The organism is Billgrantia sp. Q4P2, assembly GCF_052806135.1.
Genome location: NZ_JBRBAI010000012.1, coordinates 83,301 through 99,768, shown reverse-complemented (window position 1 = coordinate 99,768; position 16,468 = coordinate 83,301). Strand labels below are relative to the sequence as shown.

General features: G+C 64.5%; 16 protein-coding genes. 11 read left to right on the top strand and 5 right to left on the bottom strand.

The genetic code is table 11. The features are described from left to right. Positions 1–50: 50 nt before the first annotated feature. From rpmJ to rplQ, 6 genes are all read left to right on the top strand, one after another. The gene (gene rpmJ, locus ACUY1T_RS18580; RefSeq protein ID WP_009099023.1) at positions 51–164 is read left to right on the top strand and encodes a 50S ribosomal protein L36; all 114 of its coding nucleotides are present in this window, start codon (positions 51–53) and stop codon (positions 162–164) included. A gap of 121 nt (positions 165–285) precedes the next feature. After that, positions 286–642, top strand: coding sequence for a 30S ribosomal protein S13 (gene rpsM / locus ACUY1T_RS18575; protein ID WP_010626487.1), 357 nt, complete (start codon positions 286–288; stop codon positions 640–642). A 39-nt stretch (positions 643–681) separates the two neighbouring features. After that, positions 682–1,068, top strand: a complete 387-nt coding sequence (gene rpsK / locus ACUY1T_RS18570; RefSeq protein ID WP_010626488.1) for a 30S ribosomal protein S11 — start codon at positions 682–684, stop codon at positions 1,066–1,068. 12 nt (positions 1,069–1,080) lie between these two features. Further along, complete coding sequence (gene rpsD, locus ACUY1T_RS18565) at positions 1,081–1,701, top strand: 30S ribosomal protein S4 (protein ID WP_411796748.1); 621 nt, start codon at positions 1,081–1,083, stop codon at positions 1,699–1,701. Positions 1,702–1,783: 82 nt separating this feature from the next. Then, positions 1,784–2,782: a DNA-directed RNA polymerase subunit alpha gene (locus tag ACUY1T_RS18560; protein WP_411796749.1), complete on the top strand. Its 999-nt coding sequence runs from the start codon at positions 1,784–1,786 to the stop codon at positions 2,780–2,782. 39 nt (positions 2,783–2,821) lie between these two features. Continuing rightward, positions 2,822–3,217: a 50S ribosomal protein L17 gene (rplQ, locus tag ACUY1T_RS18555; protein ID WP_228574987.1), complete on the top strand. Its 396-nt coding sequence runs from the start codon at positions 2,822–2,824 to the stop codon at positions 3,215–3,217. A 90-nt stretch (positions 3,218–3,307) separates the two neighbouring features. On the opposite strand, the gene uvrA is transcribed toward rplQ, so the two are convergent. Then, positions 3,308–6,169 (bottom strand): excinuclease ABC subunit UvrA, encoded by a 2,862-nt coding sequence (gene uvrA / locus ACUY1T_RS18550; RefSeq protein ID WP_446025059.1) that lies wholly within the window; start codon positions 6,167–6,169, stop codon positions 3,308–3,310. A gap of 163 nt (positions 6,170–6,332) precedes the next feature. Between uvrA and ACUY1T_RS18545 the strand changes: the two genes are divergently transcribed. From ACUY1T_RS18545 to ACUY1T_RS18530, 4 genes are all read left to right on the top strand, one after another. After that, entirely contained in the window at positions 6,333–7,721 is a 1,389-nt protein-coding gene (locus tag ACUY1T_RS18545; protein ID WP_446025058.1) for an MFS transporter, read from the top strand. A gap of 69 nt (positions 7,722–7,790) precedes the next feature. Next, the gene (locus tag ACUY1T_RS18540) at positions 7,791–8,420 is read left to right on the top strand and encodes a single-stranded DNA-binding protein (RefSeq protein WP_446025057.1); all 630 of its coding nucleotides are present in this window, start codon (positions 7,791–7,793) and stop codon (positions 8,418–8,420) included. A gap of 33 nt (positions 8,421–8,453) precedes the next feature. Then, the gene (locus tag ACUY1T_RS18535) at positions 8,454–9,347 is read left to right on the top strand and encodes a sugar nucleotide-binding protein (RefSeq protein WP_446025056.1); all 894 of its coding nucleotides are present in this window, start codon (positions 8,454–8,456) and stop codon (positions 9,345–9,347) included. After that, on the top strand, positions 9,344–10,120 hold the full coding sequence (locus tag ACUY1T_RS18530; protein WP_446025055.1) for a lysophospholipid acyltransferase family protein: 777 nt from the start codon (positions 9,344–9,346) through the stop codon (positions 10,118–10,120). The genes ACUY1T_RS18535 and ACUY1T_RS18530 overlap by 4 nt, the downstream gene beginning before the upstream one ends. Positions 10,121–10,181: 61 nt before the next feature. Here ACUY1T_RS18530 and fabB read toward each other — a convergent pair whose 3' ends face one another. Together fabB and fabA are read right to left on the bottom strand one after the other, a co-directional pair. Further along, positions 10,182–11,399, bottom strand: coding sequence for a beta-ketoacyl-ACP synthase I (gene fabB, locus ACUY1T_RS18525; RefSeq protein WP_446025054.1), 1,218 nt, complete (start codon positions 11,397–11,399; stop codon positions 10,182–10,184). Positions 11,400–11,413: 14 nt separating this feature from the next. After that, complete coding sequence (gene fabA, locus ACUY1T_RS18520; protein ID WP_446025053.1) at positions 11,414–11,929, bottom strand: 3-hydroxyacyl-[acyl-carrier-protein] dehydratase FabA; 516 nt, start codon at positions 11,927–11,929, stop codon at positions 11,414–11,416. A 248-nt stretch (positions 11,930–12,177) separates the two neighbouring features. On the opposite strand from fabA, the gene ACUY1T_RS18515 reads away from it, so the two are divergent. Next, the gene (locus tag ACUY1T_RS18515) at positions 12,178–14,040 is read left to right on the top strand and encodes a putative bifunctional diguanylate cyclase/phosphodiesterase (RefSeq protein WP_446025052.1); all 1,863 of its coding nucleotides are present in this window, start codon (positions 12,178–12,180) and stop codon (positions 14,038–14,040) included. Positions 14,041–14,088: 48 nt separating this feature from the next. Here the strand turns inward: ACUY1T_RS18515 and phrB are convergent, their stop codons facing one another. Both phrB and ACUY1T_RS18505 read right to left on the bottom strand, forming a co-directional pair. Then, entirely contained in the window at positions 14,089–15,507 is a 1,419-nt protein-coding gene (phrB, locus tag ACUY1T_RS18510; protein ID WP_446025051.1) for a deoxyribodipyrimidine photo-lyase, read from the bottom strand. A 22-nt stretch (positions 15,508–15,529) separates the two neighbouring features. Next, complete coding sequence (locus ACUY1T_RS18505; RefSeq protein ID WP_446025050.1) at positions 15,530–16,444, bottom strand: MerR family transcriptional regulator; 915 nt, start codon at positions 16,442–16,444, stop codon at positions 15,530–15,532. Positions 16,445–16,468: the final 24 nt, after the last annotated feature.

Below are 16,468 nucleotides of genomic sequence, written 5' to 3'. Positions count from 1 at the left end.
AGCGCCGCCGGTGATTTGGCGCGCCGCGTGCCGATTTTGGAGAAGGAACGATGAAAGTTCGAGCTTCCGTCAAGAAGATGTGCCGCAACTGCAAGATCATTCGGCGTAATGGCGCGGTCCGCGTCATCTGCATCGAGCCGCGGCACAAGCAGCGCCAGGGTTGATTCTGGCGTTTGTAGAAAGCGGTGCCGGCATACCCCTTGCCCGAAGGTGGGTAAAGGGGTATGCTGTTGCGCCTTTTGTAGTAACTAATCGAGCAAGCCGCTCAAATTTCGGAGAAAGCTGATGGCCCGTATTGCAGGCGTCAATATCCCGGACAACAAGCATGCGGCGATCTCGCTGACCTATATCTTCGGGATTGGCCGTACGCGTGCGCAGGAAATCTGTGCCGCCACCGGCATCGCGCCGACCACCAAGATCCAGGAGCTCTCCTCTGAAGAGGTCGATGCCCTGCGTGCCGAGGTTGGCAAGTACACCGTGGAAGGTGACCTTCGTCGTGATGTGACGCTGAACATCAAGCGTCTCATGGACCTGGGTTGCTATCGTGGTCTGCGTCATCGTCGTAGTCTTCCGCTGCGTGGTCAGCGGACCAAGACTAACGCGCGTACCCGTAAGGGCCCGCGTAAGCCGATCCGCAAGTAACACGCACGTTCTGGCGTAAAGACAGGAATAGACATCAACATGGCTAACCCGCGTAGCAACCGTAAAAAGGTTAAAAAGCAGGTAGTGGACGCCGTCGCGCACATCCACGCCTCTTTTAACAACACGATCGTGACGATCACAGACCGCCAGGGCAATGCTCTTTCATGGGCAACTGCCGGTGGTTCGGGTTTTCGTGGTTCTCGCAAGAGCACCCCGTTCGCTGCTCAAGTGGCAAGCGAACGTGCAGCGACCGCTGCAGCCGAGTATGGTGTGAAAAACGTCGACGTGCTGGTCAAGGGCCCCGGTCCTGGCCGTGAATCCGCCGTGCGCGCTCTGAGTGCCGCCGGCTTCCGCGTGCAGAGCATCACTGACGCGACGCCCATTCCCCACAATGGCTGCCGTCCGCCGAAGAAACGCCGCGTTTAAGGAGACAGATTCATGGCTCGTTATATTGGACCGAAGTGCAAACTGTCTCGTCGTGAAGGCACCGACCTCTTTCTGAAGAGCGGTGTGACTCCCTTCGAGAAGAAGTGCAAATCCGAGCAGATCCCGGGTGTGCACGGCCAGCGCCGTCAGCGTCTTTCCGACTACGGCTTGCAGCTTCGTGAGAAGCAGAAAGTGCGTCGCATCTACGGCGTACTCGAGAAGCAGTTCCGCAGCTACTACAAGGAAGCTGCCCGTCGCTCGGGCGCTACCGGCGAAGTGCTGCTGCAGCTGCTCGAATCCCGACTGGACAACGTCGTCTACCGCATGGGCTTCGGTTCCACCCGTTCCGAGGCGCGCCAGCTGGTGAGCCACAAGGCGATCGCGGTCAATGGCCGTACCGTCAACGTGGCTTCCTATCAGGTCAAGCCCGGCGACGTGGTTTCCGTTCGCGAGAAGGCGAAGAACCAGGCGCGCATCCAGAGTGCGCTTTCCATCGCTGCCAATCGTGGCGAAGTCGCCTGGATCGAGGTGGACGCGAAGAAGATGGAAGGCACCTTCAAGGCTATCCCGGAACGCGGCGACCTGTCGGCCGACATCAACGAAAACCTGATCGTCGAGCTGTACTCGAAGTAAGCGTCGCTGATCGCGTCGTGCCGGCTCTCACGGGCCGGCTACGAGTACCGAGTAACCGTTAGGCAGCCTCAAAGGTGTAGTTATGCAGCGTTCAGTGACAGAGTTTCTCCGTCCGCGCGATATCAAGGTCGAAGAGATCAGCGCGCATCACGCGAAGATCGTGCTCGAGCCGTTCGAGCGTGGCTTTGGCCATACCCTGGGCAATGCGCTGCGTCGCATTCTGCTCTCGTCCATGCCCGGCTGTGCCGTGGTGGAAGTCGAGATCTCGGGTGTCGAGCATGAATACAGCGCGATCGAGGGTGTTCAGGAAGACGTCATCGAGATTCTTCTGAACCTCAAGGACGTGGCCATCCGCATGCACAGTCGCGACGAGGCGGTGCTCTCGCTGAACAAGCAGGGCCCGGCCGTGGTGACCGCGGGCGACATCGTCCTCGATCACGACGTCGAGATCGTCAACCCTGAGCATGTCATCGCCCACGTCAATGAAGGCGCCGAGCTCAAGATGCAGCTCAAGATCGCTCGCGGTCGTGGCTATGAGCCGGCGGATGCCCGCGTTGGTGCCGACGACGAGTCGCGCGCCATCGGTCGCCTGCAGTTGGATGCCACCTTCAGCCCCGTGCGGCGCGTCTCCTATGCCGTCGATGCGGCGCGTGTCGAGCAGCGTACCGACCTCGACAAGCTGATCATCGACTTGGAAACCGACGGCACCCTGGATCCAGAAGAGGCGATCCGTCGCAGCGCGACCATCCTGCAGGAGCAGCTGGCCGCGTTCGTCGACCTGGAAGCCGACAAGGAGCAGGAGGTCGTGGAGGAAGAGGATCACGTCGATCCCATCCTGCTGCGTCCCGTAGACGATCTCGAGTTGACCGTCCGCAGTGCCAACTGCCTGAAGGCCGAGAATATCTACTACATCGGCGATCTGATTCAGCGCACCGAAGTCGAGCTGCTGAAGACGCCGAACCTCGGCAAGAAGTCTTTGAACGAAATCAAGGACGTGTTGGCTGCGCGCGGTCTTTCCCTTGGCATGCGGCTGGAGAATTGGCCGCCGGCGAGCCTGAAGGACGACAAGGCCTCCGCGTGAGCGTCGACTCGAGTCCCAGTTTGGTAAGGAATCACAACCATGCGTCATCGTAAGAGTGGTCGTCACCTGAATCGTACCAGCTCGCATCGCCAGGCCATGTTCAAGAACATGAGCGTGTCGCTGATCGAGCACGAAGTGATCAAGACAACCCTGCCCAAGGCCAAGGAGCTGCGTCGCGTCATCGAGCCGCTGATTACCCTGGCCAAGCAGGACAGTGTTGCCAACCGTCGTCTGGCCTTCAGCCGTACCCGCTCGAAGGAAGCGGTCGGCAAGCTCTTCAACGAGCTGGGTCCGCGTTACGTCGAGCGTCCGGGCGGTTACGTCCGTATCCTCAAGTGCGGTTTCCGCACCGGCGACAACGCCCCCATGGCCTTCGTCGAACTCGTCGACCGTCCGGTCGTCGAGGAGGCCGAGGAAGCCGCCACCGAGGAGTGATCCCCGGCGGCGGGCCTGGCCCGGCAGTGCTGTAGCAATACGAAAAACCCGGCTTCTCACGAAGCCGGGTTTTTTTCGCGTCCGGTCATGCTACTTGGAGGTTGCTGGCTCGGCCTGCTGGCTCTTGGCCCGCTCCAGCAGCGGCTTCAGGAAGCGCCCGGTGTGGGAGGCCTCCATCTCGGCCACCTGTTCCGGCGTGCCTTCGGCGATGATACGGCCACCGCCCGAGCCGCCCTCGGGGCCGAGGTCGACGATCCAGTCGGCGGTCTTGATCACGTCCAGGTTGTGTTCGATCACCACGATGGTGTTGCCGTGGTCGCGCAGGCGATGGAGCACGGCGAGCAGCTGGCGAATGTCCTCGAAGTGCAATCCGGTGGTCGGCTCGTCGAGGATGTAGAGCGTCTTGCCGGTGTCGCGCTTGGCCAGCTCGCGGGCCAGCTTGACCCGCTGCGCCTCGCCACCTGAGAGGGTGGTGGCGCTTTGTCCCAGGCGGATGTAGGAGAGCCCCACGTCGAGCAGGGTCTGCAGGCGGCGGGCAATGGCCGGCACCGGGCTGAAGAACTCCAGTGCCTCCTCGACGGTCATCTCCAGCACCTCGTCGATGCTCTTGCCCTTGTAGGCGATCTCCAGCGTCTCGCGGTTGTAGCGCTTGCCCTTGCATACGTCGCAGGGCACGTAGATGTCGGGCAGGAAGTGCATCTCGACCTTGATCATGCCCTCGCCCTGGCACGCCTCGCAGCGCCCGCCCTTGACGTTGAAGCTGAAGCGGCCCGGCTTGTAGCCCCGCGAGCGTGCCTCCTGGGTGCCGGCGAAGAGTTCACGAATCGGTGTGAAGATGCCGGTGTAGGTGGCCGGATTGGAGCGCGGCGTGCGGCCGATGGGGCTCTGGTCGATGTCGATCACCTTGTCGAGCTGGTCGAGCCCTTCGATGTGCGCATAGGGCGCCGGCGTCAGGGTGGTGGCATGGTTGAGCTCACGGGCGGCGATCGGCATCAGCGTCGAGTTGATCAGCGTCGACTTGCCCGAGCCGGAGACGCCGGTGACGCAGATGAACAGCCCCAGCGGCAGGGTCAGGCTGATGTTGCGCAGGTTGTTGCCGTGGGCGCCGGTCAGACGCAGTTGCTTCTCCGGGTTGCCGGGAATGCGCCACTTGGGTACCTCGATACGCCGCTTGCCGGAGAGGTACTGGCCGGTAAGCGAGTCATGACTTGCCATGACGGCTTCGGGCGTGCCCTGGGCGACGATGCGACCGCCGTGGACGCCGGCGCCGGGGCCGATATCGAGCACGTGGTCGGCGGCGCGGATGGCATCCTCGTCGTGTTCCACCACGATCACCGTGTTGCCCAGGTCGCGCAGGTGGATCAAGGTCTTGAGCAGGCGGTCGTTGTCACGCTGATGCAGGCCGATGGAGGGCTCGTCGAGGATGTACATGACGCCCACCAGGCCGGCGCCGATCTGGCTCGCCAGGCGGATGCGCTGGGCCTCGCCGCCTGAGAGAGTCTCGGCGCTGCGTTCCAGGTTGAGGTAGTCGAGGCCGACGTTGACCAGGAACTCCAGTCGGGCGTGGATCTCGTTGATCACTTTCTGGGCGATCTCGCCCTTGCGTCCGGGTAGGGCCAGGCGCTGGAAGTAGTCCCACGCCTCGCCGATTGGTAACTGCACGATTTGCGGCAGGGTGTGCTCATCGATGAAGACGTGGCGAGCCTCCTTGCGCAGGCGTGAGCCGTGGCAGCTGGGGCAGGGGCGGTCGGCGATGTAGCGGGCCAGCTCCTCGCGGACCATGCTCGATTCGGTTTCGCGATAGCGCCGCTGCATATTGGGCAGCACGCCCTCGAAGGGGTGCTCGCGGGTCACGCGGCGGCCGCGGTCGTTGACGTAGCTGAAGGCGATCTCGTCGTCGCCGCTGCCGTAGAGGATGACGTCCTTCTCGTGGCGGGCGAGATCCTGCCAAGGTGTCTCGAGGGTAAAGCGGTAATGGTCGGCCACTGCCTGCAACTGGCTGAAGTAGTAGACGCTGCGCCGGTCCCAGCCCTTGATCACGCCTTCGGCGAGTGACAGCTCCGGGTGACTGATGAGCTTGTCGGGGTCGAAGACCTGCTGCACGCCGAGACCGTCGCAGGTGGGGCAGGCGCCGGCCGGGTTGTTGAACGAGAACATGCGCGGCTCGAGCTCGGCGATGGCGTAGCCGCATACCGGGCAGGCGAAGCGTGCCGAGAAGGTGATGTCCTCGGCCTCGCCATCCATGAAGTGCACCACGGCAATGCCATCGGCCAAGGTGAGTGCGGTCTCGAACGATTCCGCCAGGCGCTGGGCCAGTCCCTCGCGTACCTTGATGCGATCCACCACCACGCTGATGTCGTGCTTCTTGTTCTTGTCGAGCGGGGCGATGTCGTCGAGTTCCAGTGCCTGGCCATTGATCATCACCCGAACGAAGCCCTGGGCGCGCAGCTCGGCGAGCAGCTGCAGGTGTTCTCCCTTGCGCCCCTTGACCACGGGCGCCAGCAGCATCAGCTTGCTGCCCTCGGGCAGAGCCAGCACCTGGTCGACCATCTGCGAGATGGTGCTGGCCTCGAGTTCCTCGCCGTGCTCGGGGCAGCGCGGCGTGCCGGCACGAGCGAACAGCAGGCGCAGGTAGTCGTAGATCTCGGTAATGGTGCCGACGGTGGAGCGTGGATTGTGGGAGGTGGACTTCTGTTCGATGGAGATCGCCGGCGACAAACCCTCGATGTGATCGACGTCGGGCTTCTCCATCATCGAGAGGAACTGTCGGGCATAGGTGGAGAGCGACTCCACGTAACGGCGCTGGCCTTCGGCGTAGAGCGTGTCGAAGGCCAGCGACGACTTGCCCGAGCCCGAAAGCCCGGTGACCACGATCAGGCTGTCGCGGGGCAGCTCGACGTCGATCTGCTTGAGGTTGTGGGTGCGCGCACCCCTGACCACGATCCTGTCCATTCACACCTCATGGCGCTCGGCAAAACCTCGATTATACGCCCGCGGCCGACTGCGCGCCAAAGCGCCGCCGGTCGGGACGTTTCCTGCAGGGCCCGGAATCGTTAGAATAGTCGGCTCATCGAAGGGCTCCGGCCCGCCTACCCATGGAAGCGTCTCACTCCCTATGCGCAAGGTCTCTGGACTGCTGCTAGCCTCCGAACGGCGCGCCATTACCGGCTTGGCCGGCCTGTATGCCACGCGCATGCTGGGGCTATTCATGGTGTTGCCGGTGCTGGCGCTGTATGCCGACGAGCTGGCCGGTGCCACGCCGCTGCTGGTGGGCCTGGCGCTGGGGGTGTATGGGCTGACCCAGGCGGTGCTGCAGATCCCCTTCGGCCTGCTTTCCGACCGCCTGGGCCGCAAGCCGGTGATCGCCGGCGGGCTTGTGCTGTTCCTGCTTGGCAGTGTGGTGGCGGCGTCCGCCGATACCATTGGCGGGGTGATCCTGGGGCGCTGCCTGCAGGGCAGTGGGGCAGTCGCCGCGGCGATCATGGCGCTGCTGGCCGACCAGACCCGCGAGCAGGTGCGTACTGCCGCCATGGCCACCATCGGACTTTCCATTGGCGTGGCGTTCGCCGTGGCCATGGTGGTTGGCCCCTGGCTGGCGGCGGCGTTCGGTCTTTCCTCGGTATTCTGGTTCACCGCCCTGCTTGCCGGATTGGGTCTGTTGGTATTGTGGAAGCTGGTGCCGCCGGCGCCGCGCCGGCTGCGCCATCGCGACGTGGGCATCGATCGTCAGCAGCTGGCGGCGACCCTCACCCGTGCCGACCTGTGGCGGCTCGACCTGTCGATCTTCTTCCTGCACCTGGTGCTGATGGCGATCTTCGTCGCCGTGCCGTTCCGCCTGGTCGAGGCGGGCATCGAGGCGGAGCGCCATGGCCTCACCTATCTCGGTATCATGGCGCTGGCCTTCGTTGGCATGGTGCCCCTGGTAGTCGTAGCCGAGAAGCGCCAGCTCATGAAGGGCATGAGCCTGGCGGCGATCGCCGCCATTACCGTTAGCCTCGCCGGCCTGGCCGGATTCGGTGGCGGCTGGGCGCTGTTCGCCTGGCTGCTGCTGTTCTTCATTGCCTTCAACCTGCTCGAGGCGATGCTACCATCGATGCTCAGCAAGCTGGCGCCGGCCGGGGCCAAGGGCACGGCGATGGGCGTCTATTCCACCAGCCAGTTCCTGGGCGCCTTCCTCGGCGGCGTACTGGGCGGCCTGCTGGCCCAGCATTGGGGGCTTCCAGCGGTGTTCGTCGGCAGCGCCGTGCTCGCCGGCATCTGGTGGCTGCTGATGCTCGGCATGCCGGCGCCGCCGCACCTCTCGAGCGAGGTGGTGGCGCTGGATGGCGAGCATCACGAGGATGCATTCGAGACCCTGATGGCGAGCTTTGCCGAGGTAGCCGGCGTTGAGGACGTGATGGTCGTTCCCGAGGAGCGAGTGGCGTATCTTAAGGTGGATCGGCGTCGCCTCGACGAGGAGGCGCTGGCACGTCTGATCCGTTCGAGTCGCCACGAGGGCGACTAGCCGGCCGACAGGCGCAGGCCTGGAAGGCCGTTTATGACAATGCACATATTACTACAGAGGGAGTCCAGCATGGCCCGTGGTGTCAACAAGGTCATTCTCATCGGCAACCTTGGGCAGGATCCCGAGGTTCGTTTCATGCCGTCCGGCAGTCCCGTCGCCAACCTGCGCGTCGCTACTACCGACACCTGGACCGACAAGCAAAGCGGCCAGCGCCAGGAGCGTACCGAGTGGCATTCGGTGGTGCTTTTCAATCGACTGGCTGAGATCGCCCAGCAGTATCTGAAGAAGGGGTCGAGGGTCTATCTCGAGGGACGCCTGCAAACGCGTAAGTGGCAGGGGCAGGACGGTCAGGATCGCTACACCACCGAGATCGTGTGTAACGACATGCAGATGCTCGATACCCGCAGCGGTGACTTCGGCGGCCAGCCGGGAGCGGGCATGCCCCAGCAGCAGGGCGGCTATAGCGCTCCCCAAGGCGCGCCTGCGCCGCAGCAGGGCGGCTATGGTGCTCCCGCTCAGGGCGGTGGCTTCGGCAATGCGCCCCAGCAGGGCGGCTATGGCGGCGGTCAGCAGCCCCCACAACCCCAGCAGCGCCCGGCGCCGGGCGGCCAGCCCCAGCAGGGGGGGCAGAAACAGAGTAACTACGGCGCGCCCGATCCGGGCAGCTTCGACGATTTCGACGACGAAATCCCGTTCTGACGCTAGCCGACCGAGGCTGCCGGAGGCTATTGCGTGAAGCTGTTGGTACTGGATGCCGGCCACTGCCTCAACCTGGCAATAGCCAGGTTGGTGCACCGCCGCAGTGATACCGAACTCGTCATCGAGCCCGGTTTGAAGATCGATGCAGCCATGTTGCGTGAGCTGGCACCGGCGGCGGTGGTCATTCCGCCGCTGTCGGCACCGATGGAGATCGAGCCGGCGGCCGTGGTCGCTCATGGCGAGGGCGTCGATGCCTGCCTGGCGGCGTGCCGTGAAACCGACACACCGCTGGTGTGGTGCGTTTCCGACCAGCTCTATCAGGATGGCTTCGAGACGCCCATCGATGAACATGTGATCCCGGCGCCACGCGACGAGAGCCTCAGGCGACTGATCGCTATTGGCGATCGCATCCGTGGGAGTCATCCACGACATCTGATCGTGCGGCTGGGGCCGCTATTCGCCCTCGAGGGCGGGCACGCCTGGCTCAACGGCGTGATCGACAGCCTGGTGGCTGGGGATGAGGTGCGGGCGGCACAGGACGTGATCTTCTGCCCCACTTCGGCAGATGCCGTGGCCATGGCGCTGGTTGGCATGCTGCACCAGCTCTCGTGTGGTTCCAGTGCCTGGGGCGCCTATCATCTGGCGGGTACGGAGCCTGTCAGTGCCTATACCTTCACTTCCATGGTACGCACCCAGCTCTCGACGCGACTCGAGGGGCTGGGCGAACAGGTGGCACTGGGCGAGGTGAAGGCGCTCAAGCACCATCACGACCAGCCACTACGCCGGGTGCTCAACTGCCGACGTGTGTTGGAAGCCTTTGGCGTGCACCAGAAGCCCTGGCGACTGGAAGTGGGCCGTCTGCTCGACGACTGGTGCCAGGCACGGCGTGCTGTCATGAGCGATGAAGAGGGCGGCTCCACCTCATGAATGTGCTGCGCAGCCTACTGTTCTACGTCGGCTACTTTCTCGCCATCCTGGTCTTCGGTGCGCTGTTGCTGCCCGTGGCTCCGCTACTGGCGCTACCGGCACGCTATCGCCTGCTCAATCTCTACAACCATTTCATCACCGCCTGGTTTCGCTGGACTTGTGGCGTGACCTATCGAGTGAGTGGCAAGGAGCGGCTGCCGAAGGGACCGTGCGTGATCCTGGCCAACCATCAGTGCGAGTGGGAGACCATCTTCCTGCAGATTCTCAAGCCGCCGGTGTGCACGGTGCTCAAGCAGGAGCTACTGCGTATCCCGCTATTCGGCTGGGGACTACGGCTGCTGCATCCCATTGCGCTGGACCGCTCGAAGCCGGCGCGGGCCATGCGACAAGTGCTGAGCCAAGGCGTGGTGCGTCTGAAGGAGGGGCTGTCGGTGCTTATCTTTCCCGAGGGCACCCGGGTGGACCCGGGGCAGCGGCGCCGTTACAACAAGAGCGGGGCCGTTATCGCCTGTCGTGCAGGTGTACCTGTAGTGCCCGTCGCGCATAACGCCGGTGAGCGCTGGCCGGGGCGCCACTGGGTCAAGAACCCGGGTGTACTCAACGTGGTGGTGGGTGAGCCTATCGCTACTTCCGATCGTACGCCGGAGGAGGTGTTGGCCGAGGTCGAAGCCTGGATCGAGGCACGCCTGGCCGAGATATCCGAAGTTCCACGGCCGGTCGAGGCCAAGCCGGCGGTGGCGACGACTTCCAGCCAGAGCGATACGCGAGCGTGATCGAGCCGAAAACGCAGAAGGCGCCCCGAGGGGCGCCTTCTGCATTATCCAGCAGGCTCATCTAGTCGCGGTAGCGCTGCAGCACCAGGCAGGCGTTGGTACCGCCGAAGCCGAAGCTGTTGGAAAGCACGCGATCGACGCTGACGCCATCGCGCATATGGGTGACGATATCGAAGCCGGCGGCCTGATCGTCGAGTTCATCGACGTTGGCCGAGGCGGCGATGAAGTCGTGCTCCATCATCAGCAGCGAGTAGATCGTCTCCTGCACCCCGGTGGCACCCAGCGAGTGGCCGGTCAGCGACTTGGTGGAACTCATCGGCGGCGTACTGTCGCCGAAGACCTCACGGATCGCCTTGAGCTCGGCGACGTCGCCCACCGGCGTGGAGGTGCCGTGGGTATTGATGTAGTCGATCTTGCCGTCGACACCTGCCAGTGCCTGACGCATGCAGCGCACTGCGCCCTCGCCGGAGGGAGCGACCATGTCATGGCCGTCAGAGGTGGCGCCGTAGCCGACCAGTTCGGCATAGATCTTCGCCCCGCGGGCCTTGGCGTGCTCCAGCTCCTCGAGCACCAGCATGCCGCCACCGCCGGCGATGACGAAGCCGTCGCGAGCCTTGTCATAGGGGCGCGAGGCCTTCTCGGGCGTGTCGTTGTACTGGGTCGTCAGGGCGCCCATGGCGTCGAACAGGCACGACAGCGTCCAGTGCTCCTCCTCGCCGCCGCCGGCGAAGACGATGTCCTGCTTGCCCATCTGGATCTGCTCCATGGCGCTGCCGATGCAGTGGGCCGAGGTGGCACAGGCGGAGGAGATCGAATAGTTGACGCCCTTGATCTTGAACGGCGTGGCCAGGCACGCCGAGACGGTGCTGCCCATGGTGCGCGTGACCCGGTAGGGGCCTACCCGGCGCAGCCCCTTCTCGCGCATCACGTCGGCAGCCTCGACCTGGTTGGCGCTGGAGGCGCCGCCGGAGCCGGCGATCAACCCCGTACGTTCGCTGGAGACCTGCTCGGGGCTGAGGCCCGAGTCCTCGATGGCCTGGGCCATGCTCACATAGGCATAGGCCGCGGCATCGCCCATGAACCGGCGCAGCTTGCGGTCGATCAGCGCATCGAGGTCGATGTCCACGACCCCCGCGACCTGGCTGCGAAAGCCGCGCTCGGCGTATTCCTCCTTGAAGCGAATGCCCGAGCGCCCATTCCTGAGCGCCTCGACGACCGTCTGCGAGTCGTTGCCCAGGCAGGATACGATGCCCAGACCGGTGACCACCACTCGTCGCATGGAAGCCTCCTGTTTCAGAAATTCGCGGTAGAGGTGAACAGGCCGACCCGAAGGTCATTCGCCTGGTAGATTTCGCGGCCATCGACCGACAAGGTGCCATCGGCGATACCGAGGATCAGGCGCCGGGTGATGATGCGCTTGATATGAATATGGTAGGTGACCTTGTCGGCCTCGGGCAGGATCTGGCCGGTGAACTTGACCTCTCCACAGCCCAGGGCGCGGCCACGACCCGGATGGCCGAGCCAGCCCAGGTAGAAGCCCACCAACTGCCACATGGCATCGAGGCCCAGGCAGCCAGGCATGACTGGATCGCCGGGGAAGTGGCAATCGAAGAACCACAGGTCGGGATGGATATCCAGCTCGGCGATCAGCTCGCCCTTGTTGGATTGGCCGCCCTGTTCATGGATGCGCGTGATACGGTCGAGCATCAACATGTTGGGTGCCGGCAGCTGTGCGTTGCCGGGGCCGAATAGCTCGCCGCGGCTACATGCCAGCAGTTCTTCGCGTTCGAAAGAGTGTTGCTTGGTCACTGAGTCGTTCCGAGTCGCAGTTGTAATGGGCCCTTCCGCGTGCAGTGCGGAGGCAGCATGGCACAAAGAGCCAACCCGCCCGGGCAGCCCTGCCTAGTCTAATGGCCGAGGCCCATGATTGCACGTCAGGCATGACGCAACTGGCGCCAACGATTAAAGTGTCGTCGCCAAGTGTCGATACTCTAGGTAGGGTCGATGCACAGCATGGGCGCAACTTTTCTCTCATATCCGTCACGTCGGGACATCACATGCGGCCATCCTTCGCATTGAATCGCCCCTTGATCTGGGCTGCCATGGTAGCGCTGCCGGCCTGTATTTGGCTGCCCAGCCCAGGCTTGCGAGTGGCCGCGGTCATCATCGTCGCGGTGGGACTGGTGGTCGCCTGGCGCCAGATAAAGCGCGAGCGTCAGCATGCCGATCTAATGCAGCAGGCGCTGATGCTCTCCGAAGAGGGCGTCCAGATCACCGATGCCGAGAATCGTATCCTGGCCGTCAATCCGGCCTTCACCCGCATCACCGGCTTCACCGAAGACGAGGTGCGCGGGCTCAATGCGGCCAACCTGGCCGCAGCGCGTCACGATCCGGCTTTCTTCAAGCGTTTCTGGCAGACCCTGCACAGCAAGGGACGCTGGGAGGGGGAGATCTGGAACCGGCGCAAGCAGGGCGACGAATTTCCCGAGTGGCTGCGGGTCAAGGCGGTCGTCGACAGCCGCGGCCGTATCAGCCATTACGTCGGTACTTTCACCGATATTTCGGTGCACAAGGCCCGAGAGCAGGATCTGCGGCGCATCGGCTTCGAGGATCCACTCACCGGGCTGCCCAACCGCCGCCGCTTGCATGACTTGATGACCTCGCGTCTGCGCCACCTGCGGGCCGGCGAGAGTCTCGACATGGCAATCATCGATATCGACGGCTTCAAGTCGGTCAACGACAGCCTCGGTGTGGAGCAGGGCGACCGACTGCTGGCCCGCTTCGGCCAGCGCCTGGCCCGCCATGCGGCCGGCGGCGTCGTGGGCCGGTTGGGGGGCGACGAGTTCCTGGTGATCCGCACCACGACTTTCGACGATCATGAGAAATGGATCGCCGAGCTGCGCCAGCACCTGGGTGAACCCTTCGAGCTGGGCAGCAAGACCCTGCGCCTGGGACTCTCCATCGGCAGCTGTCGTGCTCCTGAGGATGGCAGGGATTCCGGCGTGCTGTTTCAGCGGCTGGAGTCGGCGCTCTACTCGGCCAAGCGCCATGGGCGCAACGTCAGCCAGCGCTTCCGGCCGGCACTCGACGTACAGAATTCGCCCCACATGACGCTGGTCTATGGCCTGCGCGATGCCTTGGCCAATGGCGACCAGCTCGAACTGCACTACCAGACCCAGCACCGCATCATGGATGGTGCCGTGGTCGGCATGGAGGCGCTGCTGCGCTGGCGGCACCCCGAGCATGGCATGGTGTCGCCGGCTGACTTCATCCCGTTGGCCGAGCGCCACGGACTGATGGGGCCACTGGGTAACTGGGTGATCGACGAGGCGTTGGCGCAGATGTCGCGCTGGCGCGAGCTGGGCCTGCCCCAACTACCCGTGTGGATCAATATTTCGGCCATCCAGATGTTCCAGGGCGAGCTCGAAACGGCACTATCGGCGGGCCTGGCGAGACACGGCATCGAGCCGCCCCAACTGGGCCTGGAGCTGACGGAGTCGGTGCTGCTCGACGAGCGCGCAGGCGATATCGTGCCGCGGCTGGAGGCGCTGCGCGCCAAGGGCCATCGTATTGCCATCGACGACTTCGGCATGGGCTACTCGTCGTTGAGCTACCTGAAGAACCTGCCGCTGGACAAGCTCAAGCTCGATCGCGCCTTCATCCGCTCGCTGCCTGACGATCCTGCCGATGCCGCCATCGTCAGTGCCGTGCTGGCGATGGCGAGGGGGTTGGGGCTCGACGTGGTGGCCGAAGGCGTGGAGACCCAGGGCCAGCTCGATTTCCTGCGCGAGGCCGGCTGTCGATTGGTGCAAGGCTATCTCTATGCACGGCCGGGGCCGGCCGAGGTGATCGAAGCGCAGTGGCAGGCCCGCCCGTCGGACTCGGCGGGCTTGATGCTGTGTGCCGAGCCCACGACTTAGCCGGCTGATTTGTTGCATCGTCGACATTGTCACTCCAAGGCGGAGTTTCTAGGCGGGAGGTGACAATGCCTTGAAGGCGTCCAGCGCCCGGATGCGTGCCGCCTTGTGGTCGACGATGGGCGGCGGGTAGCCGGTGTCGGTTCGCTGAGCATCACTGGGGGCATGACGATCCCGTGCCGGCAGCTCGGCCAGTTCGGGCACGAACTCGGCGATGAAACGACCGCCCGCATCGAAGCGATGGGACTGGGTGGTGGGATTGAAGATGCGAAAATAGGGCGCGGCATCGGTGCCGGTGGAAGCGGCCCACTGCCAGCCGCCGTTGTTGGCGCAGAACTCGCCGTCCACCAGATGACGCAGGAAGAACGCCTCGCCACGACGCCAGTCGACTAGCAGATGCTTGCTCAGGAACATCGCGGCGATCATGCGCAAACGGTTGTGCATCCAGCCGGTGCGGACCAGCTGGCGCATGGCCGCATCGACGATCGGGTAACCCGTACGACCCTCGCACCAGGCGCGAAAGCCGGCCTCGTCATCGCGCCAGACCAACGCCTCGGTGTGCTGCTGGAAGGCGCGGTGACGACAGACCCTCGGGAAGCCCGCCGCCACGTGCTGATAGAACTCCCGCCACACCAGTTCGTTGACCCAAGCGACGAGTCCCTGATCACCCTCGGCCAGGCTGCCGTCGTTTACGTTCAGCGCGGCCTGCAGGCACTGGCGGTGCGAGACCATGCCGAGCGCCAGGTAGGGCGAGAGTTCGCTGGTGCCGGAAGTGGAGGGGAAGTCGCGCTGCTGCGCATAGTGGCGTGCGCGGAAGCTCAGGAAGCGCTCCAGGCGGTCGGCGGCGGCCGCTTCGCCGGCAGGCCAGTACGTGACATTGATCGGAGCTTCATCGAGCGGGGGCGAGGGGGGAATGGGCTCGCTCTCGATGGCTAGCGGCGACTGGGGCAGAGGCCGATCGCGCAGGGCCAGGCGCTGTGCCGTCAGCTTACGCTGCCAGGCGCGGGCAAAAGGTGTGAAAACGCTGTAGAAGTCGCCCTTGCCGGTGAGCAGCTCGCCGGGGGCGAAGGCCACGGCATCGTGGTGACCTGTGGCCGTGAGACCGGCCTGGTGGAAGGCCGCGGTCACCGCTCGGTCGCGGCGCTGCTCGTCGAGCGGATATTCGTGGTTGAAGTGCAGCTCGGTGGCACCGACCTCGCGGGCAATGTCGAGCAGCGTAGCCGGCGCCTGATCGAAGTCGTCGATGTCGCGATGCAGCAGCGGAATGCCGATACCTGTCAGGGTCTCGCCCAGGGCGGCGACACCGCGATGCCAGAAGTCGAGCTTGTTGGCCCCGTGTCCATGGCGCTGCCAATGGGCAACGCTGCGCAGGAACACGGCCACCACCGGGCCCCGGCTCGAGGCAGCGGTGAGAGCCGTATTGTCATGAGTGCGCAGGTCGCTGCGAAACCACATCAGGGTGCAGGTCATGGTCGACTGCCTCGCGATGGGCTCAGTGGTCGAGAATCAAGGGGCGCATGCGGGCCATGGCCAAGGGCAGATCGTCGCCAAGCAGTTCCACCAGGCTGTCGGCCAGGTCACCGCTGCGAATACGCGCGACCGGCCCGCACAGGGCGAGAGGGGCGTCGAGCTGTTCGGCCAGCCGAGGCAACTGACGACGAATCAGATCAGCCCGCTCAGCACGGCCGCTAACCAGGATCAGTGCGGCGGCATGCAGGCGTTCGACCGCTAGCGGCAGTTCGCCGAAGGGTAGGGCGCTGTCCATTAGCTGCACTTGGTAGCCGGCGTCGCTCGCGGCGAGTGCCGCCAATAGCAGCCACAGGGTGCCGGGATCGTCGGGCAGCGGGGCGATCAGCAGCACGGGGCCGCGGGCCAGTCGGTTGGCGTGGTAGAGCCGGATACCGATACGGGTGCGCAGGAACGACTCCAGGTAACGGCGTTGCAGGGCGGCACCGAGCTGGTCGGCCCAGTGCTCCTCGAGTTCGCGTAACACCGGTTGCCACAGCTCCATCAGGCAAGTGGATACGGGATAGAGTGCCAGGCTCTGGGTGAAGAGCGTTTCCATCTGGGGCTGGTCGAGGGCCTCGATGGCCGCCATCAACTGACGCTGCTGGCTGGGCCAGTCGCCGGAGACAGGCTCTGTGGCTGGTGCGGATTGCGGCTGGTCGATGAGTTCCTTGACCTGACTGACCGGGACGCCGCGGCTCAACCATTGCAAGATGCGCTCGACTCGCTCGATGTCCTCACGCGCATAGAGACGATGACCCTTGGGGGTGCGCTGGGGGCGGATCAGGCCGTAGCGACGCTCCCAGGCGCGCAGGGTGACCGAATTGACGCCGGTAATGCGTGACACCTCGCGGATGGGGTAGAGCGGTGTGTCGGCCGGATGGGCCGCCTTCTCGGTCATGCTCGCCTGCCTCTTGTGTTGTCC

What these genes read in the sequence shown, in the direction of transcription:
- ACUY1T_RS18560 (WP_411796749.1), top strand. Translation starts at nt 1,784, where the DNA reads ATGCAGCGTTCAGTGACAGAGTTTCTCCGTCCGCGCGATATCAAGGTC.
- rpsM (WP_010626487.1), top strand. Translation starts at nt 286, where the DNA reads ATGGCCCGTATTGCAGGCGTCAATATCCCGGACAACAAGCATGCGGCG.
- ACUY1T_RS18530 (WP_446025055.1), top strand. Translation starts at nt 9,344, where the DNA reads ATGAATGTGCTGCGCAGCCTACTGTTCTACGTCGGCTACTTTCTCGCC.
- rpsD (WP_411796748.1), top strand. Translation starts at nt 1,081, where the DNA reads ATGGCTCGTTATATTGGACCGAAGTGCAAACTGTCTCGTCGTGAAGGC.
- rpsK (WP_010626488.1), top strand. Translation starts at nt 682, where the DNA reads ATGGCTAACCCGCGTAGCAACCGTAAAAAGGTTAAAAAGCAGGTAGTG.
- rplQ (WP_228574987.1), top strand. Translation starts at nt 2,822, where the DNA reads ATGCGTCATCGTAAGAGTGGTCGTCACCTGAATCGTACCAGCTCGCAT.
- uvrA (WP_446025059.1), bottom strand. Translation starts at nt 6,169, where the DNA reads ATGGACAGGATCGTGGTCAGGGGTGCGCGCACCCACAACCTCAAGCAG.
- ACUY1T_RS18545 (WP_446025058.1), top strand. Translation starts at nt 6,333, where the DNA reads ATGCGCAAGGTCTCTGGACTGCTGCTAGCCTCCGAACGGCGCGCCATT.
- rpmJ (WP_009099023.1), top strand. Translation starts at nt 51, where the DNA reads ATGAAAGTTCGAGCTTCCGTCAAGAAGATGTGCCGCAACTGCAAGATC.
- ACUY1T_RS18540 (WP_446025057.1), top strand. Translation starts at nt 7,791, where the DNA reads ATGGCCCGTGGTGTCAACAAGGTCATTCTCATCGGCAACCTTGGGCAG.
- ACUY1T_RS18505 (WP_446025050.1), bottom strand. Translation starts at nt 16,444, where the DNA reads ATGACCGAGAAGGCGGCCCATCCGGCCGACACACCGCTCTACCCCATC.
- fabB (WP_446025054.1), bottom strand. Translation starts at nt 11,399, where the DNA reads ATGCGACGAGTGGTGGTCACCGGTCTGGGCATCGTATCCTGCCTGGGC.
- ACUY1T_RS18515 (WP_446025052.1), top strand. Translation starts at nt 12,178, where the DNA reads ATGCGGCCATCCTTCGCATTGAATCGCCCCTTGATCTGGGCTGCCATG.
- phrB (WP_446025051.1), bottom strand. Translation starts at nt 15,507, where the DNA reads ATGACCTGCACCCTGATGTGGTTTCGCAGCGACCTGCGCACTCATGAC.